Below are 19,167 nucleotides of genomic sequence, written 5' to 3'. Positions count from 1 at the left end.
CCGGTGTCCGGCTGGCACTCGGCGCGTTCGAGTGCCAGCAATCCCCGCAGTCAGTGTACGGGGGTGGGGTGGGGCCGGGGCAAGGGCGACCGGCCACGCTCCCACGAGACCGCAGGGCGTTGCCGATAGCGTCGTGGTATGGACGTCGCTTGGGAAGACTTCGGCTGGGAGCGGTTGGGCAACGGTATCGGCAGGCGGCGGCTCCCGGGCTGGGACGCCACCGTCGCGCTGGTCGCCGGGCCGGACGGCGTATTGCTGTACGACACGGGCGCCACGCTGCGCGAGGGCGTCGAGCTGCGGCTGCAGGCCGAGGCGCTGCTCGGACGGAGGGTGACGCATATCGCACTGAGCCACCCGCATTTCGATCATGTGCTGGGCACGGCGGCGTTCGCCGGGGCTCAGGTGTACGGGGCGGTGGGCGTCGGGGCCCTGCTGCGGGACGAGACGGAACAGCTGTGCGTGGCGTCGGTGCGCCACGGGGTCCCGGAGGACGAGGCGGCCCGGTCGGTGGACACGCTGGTGGTCCCGCAGCACGAGGTGTGCGGCGACTGGACGCTCGATCTGGGCGGCGGCCGGCAGGTGCTGCTGGCGAACGTGGGCCCGGGCCACAGCGGCCATGACCTGGCGGCGCTGGTACCGGGCGCGGACGGCGGGCCTCCGGTGGTGTTCTGCGGGGATCTGGTCGAGGAGTCGGGCGAGCCGCAGGCGGGGCCGGACGCGATCACCTCGCGCTGGCCGGCCGCGCTGGAGAGGCTGCTGGCGCTGGGCGGCGAGGACGCGGTCTACGTTCCGGGGCACGGGGCCGTGGTGGACGCGGCGTTCGTCCGGGCGCAGCGGGCGTCGCTCGCGGAGCGGTTCGACGTGGTGTGACGTCGGCGGGCCCGGGCGCGGCGAACGACGAGGCGTGACACCGGCCGTCCCGGGCACGGCGAAGAAGGCGGTGTGACACCGCCCGGCGCGGGTACGGCGAATATCGTCGTGCCATGCGCAGCTACCAGCCGGACCTGACCCCGCCGTGGAAGCGGTCCGTCCCCGTGCCCGACGTGCCCGCCGATCCCGATCTGGTCGTGGAGGAGGTCTCCACCGGTTTCTGCGGGGCGGTGATCCGCTGCGAGAAGACGGCGCAGGGGCCGACCGTGACCCTGGAGGACCGGTTCGGCAAGCACCGGGTGTTCCCGATGGAGCCGCGTGGCTTCCTGCTGGAGGGCAAGGTCGTCACGCTGGTGCGCCCGGGCCCCGGTGGTCCCGTGCGTCCCACCCGTACGGCCTCCGGTTCGGTGGCGGTGCCCGGGGCGCGGGCCCGGGTGGCGCGGGCCGGACGGATCTATGTGGAGGGCCGGCACGACGCGGAGCTGGTGGAGCGGGTGTGGGGCGACGACCTGCGGATCGAGGGCGTGGTCGTGGAGTACCTGGAGGGGGTGGACGACCTTCCGGCGATCGTCGGGGAGTTCGCACCGGGGCCGGACGCCCGGCTGGGGGTGCTGGTGGACCATCTGGTGCCCGGCTCCAAGGAGTCCCGGATCGCCGAGCGGGTGACGGATGCGCATGTGCTGGTGGTGGGGCACCCGTACATCGATGTGTGGGAGGCGGTGAAGCCGTCGTCGGTGGGGATCGACGCCTGGCCGGTGGTGCCGAGGGGGCAGGACTGGAAGACGGGCGTGTGCCGGGCGCTGGGGTGGCCTCAGAACACCGGGGCGGCCTGGCAGCACATCCTGTCCAAGGTGCGCAGCTACAAGGACCTTGAGCCCCAACTCCTGGGCAGGGTAGAGGAATTGATCGACTTCGTCACCCTTCCGGACTGATGTCCCGGACCTGAAGGCACCCCGTTGAGGAGGATCACGTACCGATCCCTGTGAATGCCTGCGTCCCACACGTGCCGTCGGTTGTTGAGGTGGGAGAACGGGCAGGCGGTCCATGGGCCGAAAGGGGCACCCGGTGGGACTCGCTGCGGGAGTCGGTACGGCCCGAGACGTTCGTCGGCGCGCTCTTCATCGCCCTGCTCAGCGTGCTGCTCGGGGAGGTCGACTGGCTGCTGACGGCCCTGGTGTCGGCCCTCGCGCTGATCGGGCTCGCCGTGGCGGGCCTGGCGAGCCGGGCCGCGCCGCCGCTGCTGTGGCTGCGCCGGGCCAGCCGGTGGTTCGCCACCACCTCGTCCCTGGCCGCGTCCAGCACCGGCCACCCGTCGGACGGCTGGTCGTGGTTCTCGCCGAGCGGTTCGTGGCGGGTGATCGGGGCGCGGGCACGGGCGGTCGCGGAGCGGGTGGCGGAAGCGGGGGCGGGCGACGAGCACGCGCGCCAGTTCCATCTGGAACTGCGGGTGCAGGCACTGCTGGAGGACCTGCGGCACAACTACCGCCCGCACTCCCTGGACTGGCGGCGCAGCAAGCGCACGGTCCCGCCGGTGGTGTTCCTGCCCCGGGCCACGCAGGACAACGGCGGCATCCTGCTCATCAACGCGATCAACAACGTACGGTCGCGGCGCAGCGAGGTGGCTCCGTTGCTGCTGCTCGCCTCACTGCCGGCCTCCGAGATCATGCGGCACACCCCGCCGCTGCCTCCTGAGCGGCCGGGTTCCGGTCCGCGGACCGGTGGCTCCGGGGCCCAGGACCGCTACGAGCGCTGGGTCAAGGATCTGAGTCTGGGCCAGTCACCGGTGGCGGCCGCGACCCTGGCGTGGGTGCTGCTGCCGCTGTCCACGGAGAAGCTGACCGATGAGCACGCGCACGCGCAGCTCGTCACCCACCGGGTGCGGCGGACCTGGGCGTGGTGGGTGATGTCGCGGGCGAGCATCGCCGTGCTCGTCGTGGGCAGTCTGCTGGGGGCGTTCCTGTGGGCCGGGCACTGGCGCGACACGTACTGCCACGGGCCGCTGACCGACCGCAACACGGACGCGATCTGGAAAGGCCGGGCCGGCGACCGGGAGTGCGTGGGGGTGGCGACCGCGCCCGAGGTGCTCTTCGCCGGGGGCAACGGCCTGGAGCTGAACGGGGCCGGGAAGGGCATCACGTTCGAGCGGATCGAGCGGGCGATCCGTGAGGAGAACGACGACATCGAGCCGGGCGCCGCGTATGTGACGGTCGTGTACGCCGGTCCGCTGACCGCCAGGGGCAAGGACCGGACTGCCGCTGGTGAACACGACGAACTCCAGCGGCGATCTGCCCCGCAAGTTCCCCAACTACTTCGGGCTCGCGGCGACGGACGAGGAGCAGACGTACGCGCTCGGGCTGGTCGCCCGGCAGGTCGCGAAGGGGCTGGACCGGCCGCACGCGATCGTGCTGTCGCGCGAGGACGGCAACGGGGACCTGGACATGTACACCGCCGAGCAGCGGGCCGCGGGCAAGGAGATGCTGCGGACGTCGGGCTTTTCGCTCGGCCGTGACGTGGCGTACGACCTCGCGGGCGGGGCGAGCCTGAACGCCCCGCTGACCAGCATCTGCCAGGCCGAGCGGGTCCCGGACGCGCTGTACTTCGCGGGGCGCGTCGAGGACGTGCCGACGCTGATGGCGGGTCTGTCGGGCACCACCGGATGCTCGGACCGGCGGATGACGGTGTTCACCGGGGACGACCTGACGAAGGGCACCTTCGGCGACAGCACGTCGATCGCGGCCAACGTCACGCTCTACCACAGCTCCCTCGCCCCGCTGAGCCGGGAAAGAACCTCGGGTTCTACGCGGACGCGTACCGCACACTGCGGGCTCTGCACCCCGACGGGGAGGTCACCGCGCTGGCCTCGGGGCGTCCGGCGTACGAGGACGAGCTGTTCGCCAGCGGGCAGACCGTCATCTCCTACAGCACGACGGCGGCCCTGTACGACGCCGCGGCGCGCGGCGACAAGCGCCGGAGCGCGGCGAAGACATGGGCGACGCTGCACACCGTGGACCTCAACAGCATGCCCACGGGGACGATCTCGTTCAGCCGGGCGAAGTCCTCGGTCTCCGACAACGTGCACGGTCTCAATATCGTCAAGATGATCCGCCCCGGGCCGAGCGCCGAGCGGACCATCGTCTGCGGCAAGCCCGCCGGGTCCGCTCCGCCGCTGACGGCCAAGGACTGCGAGCCGTGAGGCCGCCCGTCCGGATCAGTCGACCAGGTCGCGGACGACGGCGTCGGCCAGCAGCCGCCCGCGCAGGGTGAGGACCGCGCGGTCCTTCCCGTACGGTTCCGGGTCCAGCAGCCCGTCGCTCAGGGCACGGCGGGAGGCGGCGAGGCCGTCGGGCTTCAGGAGGTCCAGCGGGCAGCCCTCGCGCAGCCTCAGCTCCAGCAGGATCCGCTCGACCCGGCGGTCCTCGCCGGCGAGGACCTCGCGGCCGGCGCCGGGTGAGCGGCCCTCGGAGAGGGCCTGGGCGTACGCGCCGGGGTGCTTCACGTTCCACCAGCGGACCCCGCCGACGTGGCTGTGGGCGCCGGGGCCCGCGCCCCACCAGTCGGCGCCGCGCCAGTACAGCTCGTTGTGGAGGCAGCGGCCGGCCTCGGTGGTGGCCCAGTTGGACACCTCGTACCAGTCGAAGCCGGCGGCGGCGAAGGCCTCGTCCGCGATGAGATAGCGGTCGGCGTGCGCGTCGTCGTCGGTCATCGGGATCTCGCCGCGCCGGATGCGCCGGGCGAGCTGGGTGCCCTCCTCGACGATCAGGGCGTACGCGGAGACGTGGTCGGGGCCCGCGCCGATCGCGGCGTCCAGGGTGGCGCGCCAGTCGTCGTCGGACTCACCGGGGGTGCCGTAGATCAGGTCGAGGTTGACGTGGTCGAAGCCCGCCGCGCGCGCCTCGGCGACACAGGCCTCGGGGCGGCCGGGGGTGTGCGTGCGGTCCAGGATCTTCAGGACGTGCTGCTTGGCGCTCTGCATGCCGAAGGAGACCCGGTTGAAGCCGCCCTCGCGCAGCGCGGCGAGATAGGCGGGGTCGACGGACTCCGGATTGGCCTCGGTGGTGATCTCCGCATCGTCCGCGAGCCCGAACTCCTCGCGGATCGCCGCCAGCATCCGCACGAGGTCGGCGGCGGGCAGCAGCGTCGGCGTGCCACCGCCGACGAAGACCGTGCGGACCGGGCGCGGGTCGTCGCCGAGGACCTTGCGGGCCTGGCGGACCTCCTCGATCAGGTGGGCGGCGTAGTTGTCGCGGGAGGCCAGTGCCCCTCCGGAGCCGCGCAGCTCGGTGGCGGTGTACGTGTTGAAGTCGCAGTAGCCGCAGCGGGTGGCGCAGTACGGGACGTGCAGGTAGAAGCCGAGCGGCCGGCCGGCTGCGCCTTCCAGGGCGTGGCGGGGCAGCGCCCCGTCGTCGGGCACGGGCTCACCATCAGGCAGTACGGAAGGCATACCGTCCATTGTCGCTCGCCCGCGAGGTGCTTCAGTCCGCGTGCAGCACCAGTAGGGCCACATCGTCGTCCGGGGGCTGCTCGGCGAATTCGTGCACGGCCCGCCGGATCCGCTCGGCCGTCACCTCGGCGGGCAGCCCGGCGCACCCGGCCAGCACCCGGGCCAGCCCGTCCCCGTCGTCGAACATCAGCGGACCCGACCGCCGCTCGGTCACCCCGTCCGTGACGCAGAGCAGGGTGTCCCCGGGCGCGAGGTCGAAGACCTGGCTCTCGTAGGCCACGTCCTCGACGACCCCGAGCAGCACCTGGGGCTCGGCGGCCGGGCGTACGGAGCCGTCGGGGCGCAGCAGCAGCGGCAGCGGGTGTCCGGCGCTGGCCACCGTGCAGCGGACCCCGCCGTCGGGAAGCGTGACGACCTCCCCGTACAGCATGGAGAGGAACCGTGACTGGGTGCCGTCGTGGAGCTGCTGGCCCCCGGCGGCGGCGACCATCAGAGCGGCGGCCTCAGCGGCCTCCATGGCGTCGTCGAGGAGCAGCCGGTTCAGCCGGTCCAGGACCTCCCCGACGCCGAACCCCTCGCGGGAGAGCAGCCGCAGCCAGGGGCGGGCGAGGCCGGTGACGACGGCGGCCTCGGGGCCGGAACCCTGGACGTCGCCGAGGACGAAGCACCAGCGGTCGCCGGGGCACGGGAAGATGTCGTAGAAGTCACCGCCGACCACCCCGTCGTCGCTCGGTTCGTAGACGAGGGCGCTGGTGACGCCGGGGATCTCGGCGACCTTGCTGGGGAGCAGGCCGCGCTGGAGGATCCGGCTGATGGTGGCCTGCCGGGTGTAGGCGCGGGCCGCGCCGACCGCGAGGCCGAGGCGGCGGACGAAGTCCTCGATGAGCGAGGCGACGGCCTCCGGCACCTGGGTGACGCCCTCACGGCCGACGAGGACGGTCCCGAGGGCCCGGCCGCCCGCGGTGATCCGGAACGCCAGCGCGGCCCCGTCCCGGCCGCCGGGGTGCGGGGGCGCGGGGGCGCCTTCCCGGTCCTCGCCGGCGGCGCCCTCCTGGTCCTCCTCGGCGGGGCGTGCGGGCCAGGGGACGGGCACGGGGCCGGAGCCGACGCCGGCCGGAAGGCGGAGGGGCTCCCTCTCCAGGGCGGTGCGCAGGGGCTCGGTGCCGGTCTCGTCGCTGTGCCAGACGCGGGCGAGCCGTGGGTCGGCGGCCGGTCCCCCGCCCTCGGTCTCCAGCCAGATCGCGCACCAGTCCGCCAGCCGGGGCACCAGCAGCTGGCCCGCTATGGCGGCCACCAGGTCCTCGTCGAGCTGCCCGGCGAGCAGGTCGGAGGCCTCGGCGAGGAAGGCCGGGGCGCCGCGGCTGTCCCAGGCCGCGTCGTCGCGCTCGGTGCGCCGGGCGGCAGGGGCGAGGATCTCGGCGGCGCGCAGGCCGCGTCCGAGGGCCTCCCGGTCGGGCGGGGCGGACGGGGCGCTCCAGTCGTCGACGGGGAGGCGGGCCCAGACGGTCTTGAGGCCGGTGCGATAGGTGATGCCCCAGGAGTCGGCGAGGGTGGCGACGAGCTGGAGGCCGCGGCCGCACTCGGCGGGGTCGGGCAGCTCCCCCGCGGCCGTACCGAGGGGTTCGGGGTCCTTCCCGGGCCCGTCGCCGCTCACCGGGCGGGCGGGGTGATGGTCGGTGACCTCCAGGACGAGGGCGGCCGTCGGCTCGTCGCCGCCGCCCTCCTCCTCCAGCCTGAGGACCAGGTCGACCGTGGTCCCGGCGTGCACGACGGCGTTGGTGACCAGCTCGTTGGTGACGGTAACGGCGTCATCGGCCAGCCGGTCGCTGAAGCCCACGGCGGCGGGCACCCCGAGCCCGGTCCACTCGGCGAGCGCGGCCCGCACGAACCGGCGGGCGGCGGACGGGGCGAGGGGTATGCCGGGCAGGCTGGTGCGGCTGGCCAGGCGCGGGCCGTGCGCGTACCCGGCACGGGTGGTGCCGGGGCGCTGCACGGTGTCCCGCTGCAAGGGAATGGGCGCCACGGTGCGGCTCCTACGGTCCGACGACACCGACAGAGTGACAGACCGGCCGCATCCATAAGCACCGAGTTACCGAAGTGGGCGGAAAATCGAGCAGCTTCGAACGCAAGGCTTCGGGAAGTACAACGGGGCGTGCACGACGGGCGGGTGGTGACTGAGCGCCGCAGGTGGCCGCACGAGCTCCCGGCGTCAGCCGAGGAAGTTCTCGGTGCACGCCGGATTCCGGCCCGGGGCGCCCATGTCCCCGCCGAGCTCGCTCCGCCTACCGCGCACCGAGGTTTTCCAGCATTCTCTGCTGGTGACGGTGGCCGATCGTCTCGTAGCCGACCACGGTGACGAACGGCGCGAGCATGACGACGAGCAGGCACGCAGCGATGGCTACGCCGGCCGCCGCCATGAGTACCGCGGCGAGCAGTACGACGATGGTGAGGGTGATCAGAACGATGTGGAAGCGGTCGGCCGCGGACAGCAGGAGGGTGTGCAGAAGGTAGATCATGAGCATGTAGAGGCCGACCGGGACAGCGAGTGCGAGCACGACGGCGACGCCGGAGACCTCGGCGTGGTGTTCCATGTACAGACCCGCCACGTGCAGCCCGGCTCCTGCTCCGGCGACGCCGATGAACAGGGGGATGTGGCCGTAGCCGAAGAGGTATCCGCGCTTGCGTCGGTGTACCAGGATGTCGCCGAACGGCGTTAGGAAGTACATCCACCACATACCGAAGGTCAGCCCGACACCGGCGACGACGACAGCGATCGCGTTCCACGTCCAGTGCGTACCGTCTCCGCCGCCCAGGAGGTCGCCGGAGGAGGCGACCGTGCCGACGACGCCTTCACCGAGAACGATGATCGCGAAGAGGCCGTACCGTTCGGCCACATGGTGTGGGTGCCACGGGGTACCGCCGGCGGAGCCCTGCGTGAGCACTGGCAGAACGAGTTCGAGGGTTCCCAGGACGGCGAACGCAACGAATACGACGGCGATCGGCATGGGAGTGAAGGCCACGACGATCCAGCCGGCCTGAGCGATCAGCGTCCAGCGGATGTTGGCCATGCCGACTTCGTGGAACGACGGGGCCTGCCGGGCGGCGCGCCACCACTGGAGCACCATCGCGATCCGCATGACGACGTATCCGATGACCATGGCCCGCAGTTCGAGGTGGCTGCCCTCCTCCACGGAATGGAACATCGCCGGCAGGCCCAGTGAGAACACGACGACGCCGATCATCTGGATCATCGTCAGAGCCCGGTAGAGCCAGTCGTCAGTGGCAAAGGCGGAGGCGAACCAGCTGAAGCTGATCCAGGCGACGCTGATCGCGAACATGGCCAGAACGAGCGCGGTGATCGCCTGGGCGGCGTGGCCCTCGGCGAGCATCTCCGCGAACTGGGACGACGCGGTGCCGACAGCGACGACAAAGGTCAGGTCGAACAAGAGCTCCAGCGGCGAGGCGGTCCGGCCGTGCTCTTCCGGGTCACGACCGGTCATGGGGACCAGCCGTCGCGACAGACCGGACCGGCCGGGCTTGCTGATGGATCGGGGATCATTCATGCACAGCAGTATTTCTGGCGTGCACACCGCTGCCCTGTCGCCCTGCCGAGAGTGTCGGGCGCTGTCCCGATCGTTCGCGTACGCATCGCGTCGCACCGTGCAGGGGCTCCAGTAGGTCCGCTCGGAGCTGATACAGATTCCGCTGGGGCCGGTACAGACATGGTGACCGAGCGCCGTACCCGGCACGCGTGGCCGGACACCGCGCTCAGTCACAGCGGGGCGGCCGGACACATCGGTGTCCGAACGCCCCGCCCGCGCTTCCCGGGACGACGCCCCCGGCACCGCCCGTGCTACGCCTCGCGCGAGCCCGCGTACATCTCGTCGATGAGCCTCTGGTACTCACGCTCGACGACCGGCCGCTTCAGCTTGAGGCTGGGGGTCAGCTCGCCGTGCTCGACGTCCAGGTCGCGCGGCAGGAGACGGAACTTCTTGATGGTCTGCCAGCGCTGAAGGCCCTCGTTGAGGCGCTTGACGTACCCCTCGATCAGCTCGACGGTCTGCGGGGCGGCGACGGCCTCCGCGTACGACTTGCCCTCCAGGCCGTTCTCGGCGGCCCAGCCGAGGAGGGTGGGCTCGTCGAGGGCGATGAGCGCGGTGCAGAAGTTACGGTCCGCGCCGTGCACCAGGATGTTGGAGACGAACGGGCAGACCGCCTTGAACTGGCCCTCGACCTCCGCCGGGGCGACGTACTTCCCGCCGGACGTCTTGATCAGGTCCTTCTTGCGGTCGGTGATGCGGAGGTAGCCGTCGACCGACAGCTCACCGATGTCCCCGGTGTGGATCCAGCCGTCCGACTCCAGGACCTCCTCGGTCTTGTCGGGCAGCTTGTGGTAGCCCTCCATGACGCCGGGGCCGCGCAGCAGGATCTCGCCGTCGTCCGCGATGCGCACCTCGGTGCCGGGGAGCGGCTTGCCGACGGTGCCGGTGCGGTAGGACTCTCCCGGGTTCACGAAGGACGCGGCGCTGGTCTCGGTGAGGCCGTAGCCCTCCAGGATGTGGACGCCGGCGCCCGCGAAGAAGTAGCCGATGTCCGGGGCGAGCGCGGCGGAGCCGGAGACGCAGGCGCGCAGCCGGCCGCCGAAGGCCTCGCGGATCTTGGAGTAGACGAGCGCGTCGGCGACCTTGTGCTTGGCGCCGAGCGCGAAGGGGACGGACGCCTTGCCGGTGCGGCGGAAGTTGTCCTGGGAGACCTTGGCGTACTCGCGGGCGACCCCGGCCGCCCACTGGAAGATCTTGTACTTGGCGCCGCCGCCCGCGCGGGCCTTGGAGGCGACACCGTTGTAGACCTTCTCGAAGATCCGGGGCACGGCGGCCATGTAGGTCGGCTGGACGACCGGCAGGTTCTCGATGATCTTGTCGATACGGCCGTCGACGGCGGTGACGTGGCCGACCTCGATCTGGCCGGAGGTGAGGACCTTGCCGAAGACGTGAGCGAGCGGCAGCCAGAGGTACTGCACGTCGTCGGCGTTGATCAGGCCGGTCGCCACGGTGGCCTTGGCCATGTACGACCAGTTGTCGTGCGGCAGCCGTACGCCCTTGGGGCGGCCGGTGGTGCCCGAGGTGTAGATGAGGGTGGCGAGCTGGTCTGCGGTGATCGTGGAGACCCGCTCGGTGACCGCGTCAGGGGTCTTGGCGAGGAGCTCGGCGCCCTTGGCCTCCAGCTCCGCGAGGGTGATGAGCCAGCCCTCGGGGTCGCCCTCGGCGGGCTCGACGCCGACCGGGTCGATGACCACGACATGGGCGAGGTCCGGCAGGCCCTCACGGGTCTCCCGGGCCTTGGCCAGCTGCTCGGCGTCCTCCGCGATGAGGATCCGGCTCTCGGAGTCGGACAGGATGAACGCGGACTCCTCGGCGTTCGTGGAGGGGTAGATCGTGGTGGTCGCGGCGCCCGCGCACATCACCCCGAGGTCGATGAGGATCCACTCCACCCGGGTGGCCGAGGAGAGGGCGACCCGCTCCTCCGGCCGCACGCCGAGCGCGATCAGCCCCGCGGCGATCGCGTAGACCCGCTCCGCGGCCTGGCCCCAGCTCAGCGACTTCCAGTCGTCGGGGCCCCCGCCCGAGGCCGACGGCACCGGATAGCGGTACGCCTCCCCGTCCGGGGTCGCCGCCACGCGGTCGATGAAGAGGGCCGCCACGGAGGGCGGCCGGCTATCGATCAAGGTCTGTGTGTCGCTCACGACGTCCTCCGGGCCTGCGGCATTGCTACGACCGGCTTCTTTGATACGGGCGACCTACTGCTGTCGTCCTGAGTGCTCGTTCTGCTGCGCGTACTGCTGCTTTCGTCCCGCTGCTCTCGTGCTGCGCTCTCGTCTGCGGCGCAACCTGCTTGCTCGGCTTGTTAACTAGCCAGTAACCATCAAGTCGTGATCAGAGTAGAGCGCACTTGTCCGCCACGTAAGAGGCAACGGGCCGCTGCTTTCATAACGAAAGGGCCCCCATACCGATGCTGCGGCATGGGGGCCCTCCGGACTGCTCATCGGCAGGCGTCGGCGCGGGGCTACTTCTTGCCCTTGCTCTCTCCCGCGGACTCGTCGGTCGACAGGACGGAGATGAAGGCGTCCTGCGGAACCTCGACGTTGCCGACCATCTTCATCCGCTTCTTGCCCTCCTTCTGCTTCTCCAGCAGCTTCCGCTTACGGGAGATGTCACCGCCGTAGCACTTGGCGAGGACATCCTTGCGGATGGCGCGGACGGTCTCACGGGCGATGACCCGGGCGCCGATGGCCGCCTGGATCGGCACCTCGAAGTTCTGCCGGGGGATGAGCTTCTGCAGCTTGGCGACGAGCCGTACGCCGTACGCGTACGCCTTGTCCTTGTGGGTGACCGCGGAGAACGCGTCCACCTTGTCGCCGTGCAGCAGGATGTCGACCTTGACGAGGTGCGCCGACTGCTCGCCGGTGGGCTCATAGTCGAGGGAGGCGTAACCCCGGGTCTTGGACTTCAGCTGGTCGAAGAAGTCGAAGACGATCTCCGCGAGCGGCAGGGTGTAGCGGATCTCGACCCGGTCCTCGGAGAGGTAGTCCATGCCGAGCAGGGTGCCGCGCCGGCCCTGGCACAGCTCCATGATCGCGCCGATGAACTCGCTCGGGGCGAGCACCGTGGCCCGGACGACCGGCTCGTGCACCTTGTCGATCTTGCCCTCGGGGAACTCGCTCGGGTTGGTGACGACGTGCTCGGTGCCGTCCTCCATCTCGACGCGGTAGACCACGTTGGGGGCGGTGGCGATCAGGTCGAGGCCGAACTCGCGCTCCAGCCGCTCGCGGACCACGTCCAGGTGGAGCAGGCCGAGGAAGCCGACGCGGAAGCCGAAGCCGAGCGCGGCGGAGGTCTCCGGCTCGTAGACCAGGGCGGCGTCGTTGAGCTGGAGCTTGTCCAGCGCCTCGCGCAGGTCCGGGTAGTCCGAGCCGTCCAGCGGGTACAGCCCCGAGAACACCATCGGCTTCGGGTCCTTGTAGCCGCCCAGCGCCTCGGTCGCTCCGTTGTGCAGGGAGGTGATCGTGTCACCGACCTTGGACTGCCGGACGTCCTTCACTCCGGTGATGATGTAGCCGACCTCGCCCACGCCGATGCCGTCGGCCGGGGTCATCTCCGGGGACGACACCCCGATCTCCAGCAGCTCGTGGGTGGCGCCGGTCGACATCATCCGGATCCGCTCGCGCTTGTTGAGCTGGCCGTCGATGACACGGACGTAGGTGACGACACCGCGGTACGCGTCGTAGACCGAGTCGAAGATCATCGCGCGGGCGGGGGCGTCCGCGACGCCGACCGGGGGCGGCACGTCCCGCACGACCCGGTCGAGCAGCGCGTCCACGCCGACACCGGTCTTGGCGGAGACCTTGAGCACGTCCTCGGGCTGGCAGCCGATGAGGTTGGCCAGCTCCTCGGAGAACTTCTCCGGCTGCGCGGCGGGAAGGTCGATCTTGTTGAGCACCGGGACGATGGTGAGGTCGTTCTCCATCGCGAGATAGAGGTTGGCCAGCGTCTGGGCCTCGATGCCCTGCGCGGCGTCGACCAGCAGGACCGTGCCCTCGCAGGCGGCGAGCGAACGGGAGACCTCGTAGGTGAAGTCCACGTGGCCCGGGGTGTCGATCATGTTGAGGACATGGGTGGTGCCCGTGTCCTCGCCCGTGTCGGGCGCCCAGGGCAGCCGGACCGCCTGGGACTTGATGGTGATGCCGCGCTCGCGCTCGATGTCCATCCGGTCGAGGTACTGAGCACGCATCTGCCGCTGGTCGACCACGCCGGTCAGCTGAAGCATCCGGTCGGCGAGGGTCGACTTGCCGTGGTCGATGTGCGCGATGATGCAGAAATTGCGGATCAGCGCCGGGTCGGTACGGCTCGGATCGGGCACGTTGGAAGGAGTCGCGGGCACGCAGGGTCCTGATTCTTGAGACGCCGAACGCCGTGTCTCGGGTCGATGTCGGGTCGGTCGGATCGATACGTAGGCTCCATCGTCCCACGCCTGCGGGACCGCGACCGGTTTGGGCCGGTCGGAGGGTGACTGCTACCGTGGACAGCTGTGCCTCGTGGCTCTCATCAGCGGCGTGGCGCACATAGAAGATCCAACGAACCTGAAAAGGCTCTTTCGTGGCGAACATCAAGTCCCAGATCAAGCGGAACAAGACCAACGAGAAGGCGCGCCTGCGCAACAAGGCCGTCAAGTCGTCGCTCAAGACCGCGATCCGCAAGGCCCGCGAGGCCGCCGCTGCCGGTGACGTCGAGAAGGCCACCACGGCCGTCCGCGACGCCTCCCGTCAGCTCGACAAGGCTGTCTCGAAGGGTGTCATCCACAAGAACTCCGCCGCCAACAAGAAGTCGGCGCTGGCGTCCAAGGTTGCCGCCCTGCAGGCCTGAGCTTCTTCCCGAAGCTCACTGATGTGACCGCCGGAACGGACTAACGGGCCCTCTCTCCCGCCCCGGACCGGCACCCCGCGCCGCACACCGAACCTGCGTTCGCCACGCGGGTGCGGCGCACCAAGAGTGTGACCCGGAAGCCTCGGTCCTCCGATCTCCCCAGATCGAGGCCCGGGGCTTCCGTGCGTGCGCTTCCGGCCCGTCGGGGCACGTTGCGGCCCGTCCGGGGGCACACCCAGCCCGTCCGGCGCTTGAGGACGGTACCGGTACTCGCACGAGGCCCCGCGCGCCGCGCCGAACCCGCACCATCGCTCTGCGTCGAACCCGCACCACTCAGCCCGTCCGGCTCTTGCGGACGGAACCAGTGTCCGCAGGGCCCCACACCAGGCGGCGGCCCCCGGAGGGAAGCGCCTACCGACCCGCCCGACCCGCCCGCGCGGCCCGGGCGACCACGACGACGGCCTTCTCCAGAGCGTACTCAGGATCGTCCCCCCCGCCCTTCACCCCCGCATCCGCCGCCGCCACGGCCCGCAGGGCCACCGCGACCCCGTCCGGCGTCCACCCCCGCATCTGCTGCCGCACCCGGTCGATCTTCCACGGCGGCATCCCCAGCTCCCGGGCCAGGTCGGCCGGCCGGCCGCCCCGCGCGGAGGACAGCTTCCCGATCGCCCGCACCCCCTGCGCCAGCGCACTGGTGATCAGGACGGGCGCGACCCCGGTCGACAGCGACCACCGCAGCGCCTCCAGCGCCTCCGCCGCACGCCCCTCGACCGCCCGGTCGGCGACGGTGAACGACGAGGCTTCCGCCCGCCCGGTGTAGTAGCGCCCGACGACCGCCTCGTCGATCGTGCCCTCGACGTCCGCGATCAGCTGGGACACCGCACTCGCCAGCTCCCGCAGATCGCTGCCGATGGAGTCGACCAGGGCCTGGCAGGCCTCCGGCGTCGCGGACCGCCCGTGCGTCCGGAACTCCGACCGTACGAAGGAGAGCCGCTCCGCGGGCTTGGTGGTCTTCGGGCAGGCGACCTCCCGCGCTCCCGCCTTGCGCGCCGCGTCCAGCAGCCCCTTGCCCCTGGCTCCGCCCGCGTGCAGCAGGACGAGGGTGATCTCCTCGACCGGCGCGCCGAGATACGCCTTGACGTCCTTGACCGTGTCGGCCGAGAGGTCCTGCGCGTTGCGCACGATCACGACCTTGCGCTCGGCGAAGAGCGAGGGGCTGGTGAGCTCGGCGAGCGTGCCGGGCTGCAACTGGTCGGACGCCAGATCACGTACGTCCGTGTCGGCGTCGGCGGCACGCGCGGCCGCCACCACCTGCTGCACCGCACGGTCCAGGAGGAGGTCCTCCTGGCCCACGGCGAGGGTGAGGGGGGCGAGCGGATCGTCGGTGGAATTCTTCCTGGTGGCCATCGCGTTCCAGCATCCCACGCCCCACTGACAGCCCGGACAGCACTGACGGGCGGGCCGCCCCGGGGCGCGGGGCACGGACGCCCGTACCGGAGAATGACCGGGTGAGCGATGTGAGACATGTGCTGGTACTGCCCGACCGCGACTCCGCGGAGGAGGTGGCCGGGGAGCTGGCGGACCGCTTCGGGGTCGCCGAGGAGCCCCAGCTCGTACGGGACGCGCTGGCCGGCGAGGACGACGCCGAGGACGCCCAGTGGCTGGTGGTCGTGGAGGACGCGGCCGGGCGCCTGGACCCGGCCGCGCTCGACGCGTTCGCAGCGGAGTACGAAGGCTGGCTGGAGAAGCCGTAGCGCCCGGCCGGCTCAGCCCTCGGGCACGACCGGGACGGCTTCAGCCCTTGGGCACGATCTGGATGTCCAGGTCGATGACGATGCTCGGCCCCACCGCGGCGATCCCGCGCGCCAGCATGGTCTGCCAGGTGAGGGTGAAGTCCTCGCGGTGCAGTTCTGTGGTGGCCCGGCAGGCGGCACGCGTCTCGCCCTCAAGACCATTGCCGATACCGAGGTACTGGGTGTCCAGCGTCACGGTACGGCTGACGCCGTGCAGGGTCAGCGCACCGGTGACGCCCCAGCGGCTGCCGCCCCGGTGGACGAAACGCTCGCTGTAGAACTCCAGCGTCGGGTAGCGGCCGACGTCGAGGAAGTCGCCGGAGCGCAGGTGGTCGTCGCGCATCTGCACATTGGTGTCGATCGACGCCGCGTCGATGATCACGTGCATGGCGGAGTCCTCCATGCGGTCGGCGATCCGGACCGCCCCGGCGAAGGTGTTGAACCTGCCGTGGATGCGGGCCAGCCCGATGTGCCGGGCGGTGAAGCCGATCTGCGAGTGGTTCGGCTCGATGTCCCAGTCGCCGGGGTCGGGCAGCTGCGGGGGCTGCGCCACCTGGAGGGTCAGGTCGCCCAGGGTGGCGTGCGCGCCCTCGGTCACCGTCGCCGCCCCGTGGAACGGGGTGAAGCCCTCGGCCGTGATCGCCAGCCGGTAGTCGCCCGCCGGGACCGTGGCGAGAGCACTGCCGAAGGGGTCCGTCTCGCCGCCTGTCACCTTGCGGCCCATGCTGTCGGTCACGACGAACTCGGCCTGCTGGACCGGTTCGTTGACCGGGTCCAGCACCCGGCAGCTGAGCACGCCCGCGGTACGGGGTACCTGGAATCCGGCGAGGGCCCCACCGCGCCCACCCGCCTGGCCTCTGTTTCCCAGCCAACGGCCGAACATCTCTTACGTACCCCCAGGGGCGCTTCACACTTCGGGCCCTGACAGGTGGACGTCATTGTCGGATCAGCAGCCCGCCGACGAGCATGCATTCGATCACTTTTGCGGTGTTCGAGGCAAACGGAGGTTCTCAGAAGGGCTTGTACGGAGCTGTGACCAGGTGTACCGAGGTGTGACCAGGTGTACCGAGGTGTGCCGACGTATAGCGAGGTGTGATGAGCTGTGCCCAGGTGTTACCGAAGGTCCGAATTACCTGTTCCGCTTGTGTGGATCAATCGTCCTGGCCGTTCGCGGGGTCACCACCGTGGGCCGCTCCCCGGAACGGCGACTGCCTCCGGACCTCGGGAACCCGGGAGAGCCGCACCCCGAAGTGGTCCCGGTAGGCGGCGAGCACCTCCTCGTCCGTGACCAGTTCCGTACGGTGCCGCTCCCCGCCGACCGTGGTGACCAGAGATCGTCCGCTCAGCGTCACCCGCCCGGCCTCCGTGTACCGGGAGCACACCAGGGACCGGGTGAAATGCGAGTCCGGCGAGGTGCGGTGGTACCAGGCCCCGACCTGGAACTCCGGCAGCGTCCGCGCCCTCGGATCGAGCCGGAACTGCCGCGAGCCGCCACGCAGCAGATCCAGGTCCCCCTGCGGCGCCTCACGGAACCGGAACACACCTCGGAGGTCCTCCTGCTCCGTCCGGTCGTCGAGCGCCAGCGGCCGCAGCGCGTTGTCGCCGAACCCGACGTCCGCCAGCCAGGGCCCCGTGCCGTCCTCGGTCTCCACCCGCAGCGCCATGTGGTCGTACGGAATGCCCAGCCGGCCGCCGTCGCCGAAGACCCGGGCCTGGAGCAGGGCCACCCGGAAGCCGAGGGCCCGCAGCAACGCCCCGAACGCGCCGTTCAGTTCGTAGCAGAAGCCGCCGCGCCCACCGGTCACCTTGTCCATGAGCGCCCGTTCCTCCAGCACGATGTCCTCGCCCAGGTGGACCGAGAGGTTCTCGAAGGGAACGGCGAGCAGATGCCGGTGCTGCAGTTCGCGCAGCGCTTCGCTATCGGCCCGCACCGGCCGGTCCGCGCCGATCCGGGTGAGATAGGCGTCGACGGCGGCATCGGTGACGCCACCGTCGCCCCTGTCGGGTTCCGGGACGGAGGCTCCGGACGTCACAGGTGGCTGCGAGATCATGGGCCCAGTCTGCGCCTGCTCCCGCCACGAGAGCGACCGGTCCTAGGACTCCTGCCCGAGGCCCCTGGTCCCGCTGTCATTCCTCTGGGAGGGCGACACCGGCACTCTGGTGATGGCCACCCGGCGGACCAATCCGACGGCCGTCAACGTGACTCCCGGCGGTCCCATCCGGGTCACCCTCGGCCCCACCCGCGATGTGGTGCTGATCGAGGGCGAGGCGAGGACCCTGGAGGGAACGGACCTTCCCGCCACGACGAGGGACGCCTTCGCCGCGAAGCTCCGCTGGAACCCGCGCGACTCCCACTGGGTTTTCCTGCGCATCGCCCCCCCCGTTATGTTTTTCGCGGTCCTGCAATGGGGCCGCTGGCCTCCGGGGCCGGTATGACTGTGTCCCCTCTGTCGATCGGATGACCTGGGGGGTGGTGTCGCCGGGCCCGGCAGGTGCCGTCGGAGACGCTGATGAGAGACCCGGCTACCGCCCGATCCGGCGCAATGCCGGGCAGTTCGCGGGCGGCAGGTCTGCATAACGTGGATGCGCGAGCACGGTGCCACCGCCGAGGCCGGCACGGTCAACGACCTGGAGAGGGTGCGATGTTCGACATCGAAGGCGTGGGCGTCTTCCTCGGGATGGACGTCGGCAAGACCGCCCACCACGGCCACGGGCTCACCCCGGCCGGGAAGAAGGTCTTCGACAAGCCGATGCCCAACAGCGAGCCGAAGCTGCGGGCGGTCTTCGACAAGCTCAAGGCCAAGTTCGGCACGGTCCTGGTCATCGTGGACCAGCCAGCGTCCATCGGCGCTCTGCCCCTGACCGTGGCCCGCGACGCGGGCTGCGAGGTCGCCTACCTGCCCGGGCTTGCCATGCGACGGATCGCTGATCTGTATCCGGGCGAGGCGAAAACGGACGCGAAGGACGCGGCGGTGATCGCGGACGCCGCCCGGACGATGCCCCACACTCTGCGTTCGCTGGAGCTGACCGACGAGATCACCGCCGAGCTCACGGTGTTGACTGGCTTCGACCAGGACCTCGCGGCCGAGGCGACCCGCACCAGCAACCGGATACGCGGGCTCCTCACCCAGTTTCACCCGTCGCTGGAGCGCGTGCTCGGGCCCCGGCTGGACCACCCTGCGGTCACCTGGCTCCTCGAGCGCCACGGATCCCCGGCCGCTCTGCGGAAAGCCGGCCGCCGCAGACTCGTCGAACTCATCCGCCCGAAAGCCCCGCGGATGGCCGCGCGGCTGATCGACGATGTCTTCGACGCTCTCGACGAACAGACCGTCATCGTTCCCGGCACGGGCACCCTCGACATCGTGATCCCGTCCCTGGCCGCCTCCCTCGCAGCCGTCCACGACCAGCGCCGGGCACTCGAAGCGCAGATCAACAGCCTGCTGGAGGCCCACCCTCTTCACCCGGTCCTGACCTCGATGCCGGGAGTCGGAGTCAGGACCGCCGCAGTCCTGCTGGTCACCGTCGGAGACGGCACCGGTTTCCCCAGCGCCGCCCACCTCGCCTCCTACGCCGGCCTCGCCCCGACAACCAGATCCTCGGGGACCTCGATCCACGGCGAACACGCACCACGAGGCGGAAACCG

At 71.0% G+C, this 19,167-nt stretch carries 13 protein-coding genes and 2 pseudogenes; 7 read left to right on the top strand and 8 right to left on the bottom strand.

Annotation, left to right across the window (positions count from 1 at the left end):
• Positions 1-138 precede the first annotated feature (138 nt).
• From B9S58_RS20635 to B9S58_RS20625, 3 genes and pseudogenes are all read left to right on the top strand, one after another.
• Positions 139-870 carry an MBL fold metallo-hydrolase gene (locus B9S58_RS20635; RefSeq protein ID WP_103533590.1) on the top strand — a complete coding sequence of 244 codons (732 nt, stop codon included), beginning with the start codon at positions 139-141 and terminating at the stop codon, positions 868-870.
• Positions 871-983: 113 nt separating this feature from the next.
• Positions 984-1,802, top strand: a complete 819-nt coding sequence (locus B9S58_RS20630; protein WP_103533589.1) for a DUF3097 domain-containing protein — start codon at positions 984-986, stop codon at positions 1,800-1,802.
• Positions 1,803-1,921: 119 nt separating this feature from the next.
• Positions 1,922-4,063, top strand: a pseudogene (locus tag B9S58_RS20625) (hypothetical protein); the annotation flags it as partial.
• Between the two features lie 15 nt (positions 4,064-4,078).
• On the opposite strand, the gene hemW reads toward B9S58_RS20625, so the two are convergent.
• From hemW to lepA, 5 genes are all read right to left on the bottom strand, one after another.
• On the bottom strand, positions 4,079-5,320 hold the full coding sequence (gene hemW / locus B9S58_RS20620) for a radical SAM family heme chaperone HemW (RefSeq protein WP_103533588.1): 1,242 nt from the start codon (positions 5,318-5,320) through the stop codon (positions 4,079-4,081).
• A gap of 22 nt (positions 5,321-5,342) precedes the next feature.
• Positions 5,343-7,334 carry an ATP-binding SpoIIE family protein phosphatase gene (locus B9S58_RS20615; protein WP_103533587.1) on the bottom strand — a complete coding sequence of 664 codons (1,992 nt, stop codon included), beginning with the start codon at positions 7,332-7,334 and terminating at the stop codon, positions 5,343-5,345.
• Between the two features lie 259 nt (positions 7,335-7,593).
• A complete protein-coding gene (locus tag B9S58_RS20610) occupies positions 7,594-8,874 on the bottom strand; it encodes a low temperature requirement protein A (RefSeq protein ID WP_258044792.1) in 1,281 nt (426 codons plus the stop codon).
• Between the two features lie 290 nt (positions 8,875-9,164).
• Positions 9,165-11,054, bottom strand: a complete 1,890-nt coding sequence (locus B9S58_RS20605; RefSeq protein ID WP_103533586.1) for a long-chain fatty acid--CoA ligase — start codon at positions 11,052-11,054, stop codon at positions 9,165-9,167.
• 320 nt (positions 11,055-11,374) lie between these two features.
• Positions 11,375-13,249: a translation elongation factor 4 gene (lepA, locus tag B9S58_RS20600; protein WP_103533585.1), complete on the bottom strand. Its 1,875-nt coding sequence runs from the start codon at positions 13,247-13,249 to the stop codon at positions 11,375-11,377.
• A 215-nt stretch (positions 13,250-13,464) separates the two neighbouring features.
• Between lepA and rpsT the strand changes: the two genes are divergently transcribed.
• Positions 13,465-13,731, top strand: a complete 267-nt coding sequence (gene rpsT, locus B9S58_RS20595) for a 30S ribosomal protein S20 (RefSeq protein ID WP_103533584.1) — start codon at positions 13,465-13,467, stop codon at positions 13,729-13,731.
• A gap of 411 nt (positions 13,732-14,142) precedes the next feature.
• On the opposite strand, the gene holA is transcribed toward rpsT, so the two are convergent.
• Positions 14,143-15,138 (bottom strand): DNA polymerase III subunit delta, encoded by a 996-nt coding sequence (gene holA / locus B9S58_RS20590; RefSeq protein ID WP_103533583.1) that lies wholly within the window; start codon positions 15,136-15,138, stop codon positions 14,143-14,145.
• A 101-nt stretch (positions 15,139-15,239) separates the two neighbouring features.
• On the opposite strand from holA, the gene B9S58_RS20585 reads away from it, so the two are divergent.
• Positions 15,240-15,485: a hypothetical protein gene (locus B9S58_RS20585; RefSeq protein ID WP_103533582.1), complete on the top strand. Its 246-nt coding sequence runs from the start codon at positions 15,240-15,242 to the stop codon at positions 15,483-15,485.
• 40 nt (positions 15,486-15,525) lie between these two features.
• On the opposite strand, the gene B9S58_RS20580 is transcribed toward B9S58_RS20585, so the two are convergent.
• Together B9S58_RS20580 and B9S58_RS20575 are read right to left on the bottom strand one after the other, a co-directional pair.
• Positions 15,526-16,407: a YceI family protein gene (locus B9S58_RS20580; RefSeq protein WP_103533581.1), complete on the bottom strand. Its 882-nt coding sequence runs from the start codon at positions 16,405-16,407 to the stop codon at positions 15,526-15,528.
• A gap of 268 nt (positions 16,408-16,675) precedes the next feature.
• Complete coding sequence (locus B9S58_RS20575; RefSeq protein ID WP_258044791.1) at positions 16,676-17,575, bottom strand: arylamine N-acetyltransferase; 900 nt, start codon at positions 17,573-17,575, stop codon at positions 16,676-16,678.
• A 64-nt stretch (positions 17,576-17,639) separates the two neighbouring features.
• Between B9S58_RS20575 and B9S58_RS20570 the strand changes: the two are divergent.
• Positions 17,640-17,903 (top strand): annotated as a pseudogene (locus tag B9S58_RS20570) (pyridoxamine 5'-phosphate oxidase); the annotation flags it as partial.
• A 263-nt stretch (positions 17,904-18,166) separates the two neighbouring features.
• Positions 18,167-19,167 (top strand): IS110 family transposase (locus tag B9S58_RS20565; protein WP_103533580.1); only part of this gene is annotated, 1,001 nt, incomplete at its 3' end.

The sequence above is a fragment of the Streptomyces sp. SM11 genome, assembly GCF_002910905.1.
GTDB lineage: Bacteria > Actinomycetota > Actinomycetes > Streptomycetales > Streptomycetaceae > Streptomyces.
The sequence above is the reverse complement of the archived record's forward strand: the minus strand, read 5'-3'. Positions and strand labels throughout refer to the sequence as shown.

What these genes read in the sequence shown, in the direction of transcription:
- B9S58_RS20635 (WP_103533590.1), top strand. Translation starts at nt 139, where the DNA reads ATGGACGTCGCTTGGGAAGACTTCGGCTGGGAGCGGTTGGGCAACGGT.
- B9S58_RS20630 (WP_103533589.1), top strand. Translation starts at nt 984, where the DNA reads ATGCGCAGCTACCAGCCGGACCTGACCCCGCCGTGGAAGCGGTCCGTC.
- hemW (WP_103533588.1), bottom strand. Translation starts at nt 5,320, where the DNA reads ATGGACGGTATGCCTTCCGTACTGCCTGATGGTGAGCCCGTGCCCGAC.
- B9S58_RS20610 (WP_258044792.1), bottom strand. Translation starts at nt 8,874, where the DNA reads ATGAATGATCCCCGATCCATCAGCAAGCCCGGCCGGTCCGGTCTGTCG.
- holA (WP_103533583.1), bottom strand. Translation starts at nt 15,138, where the DNA reads ATGGCCACCAGGAAGAATTCCACCGACGATCCGCTCGCCCCCCTCACC.
- B9S58_RS20580 (WP_103533581.1), bottom strand. Translation starts at nt 16,407, where the DNA reads ATGTTCGGCCGTTGGCTGGGAAACAGAGGCCAGGCGGGTGGGCGCGGT.
- B9S58_RS20575 (WP_258044791.1), bottom strand. Translation starts at nt 17,575, where the DNA reads ATGATCTCGCAGCCACCTGTGACGTCCGGAGCCTCCGTCCCGGAACCC.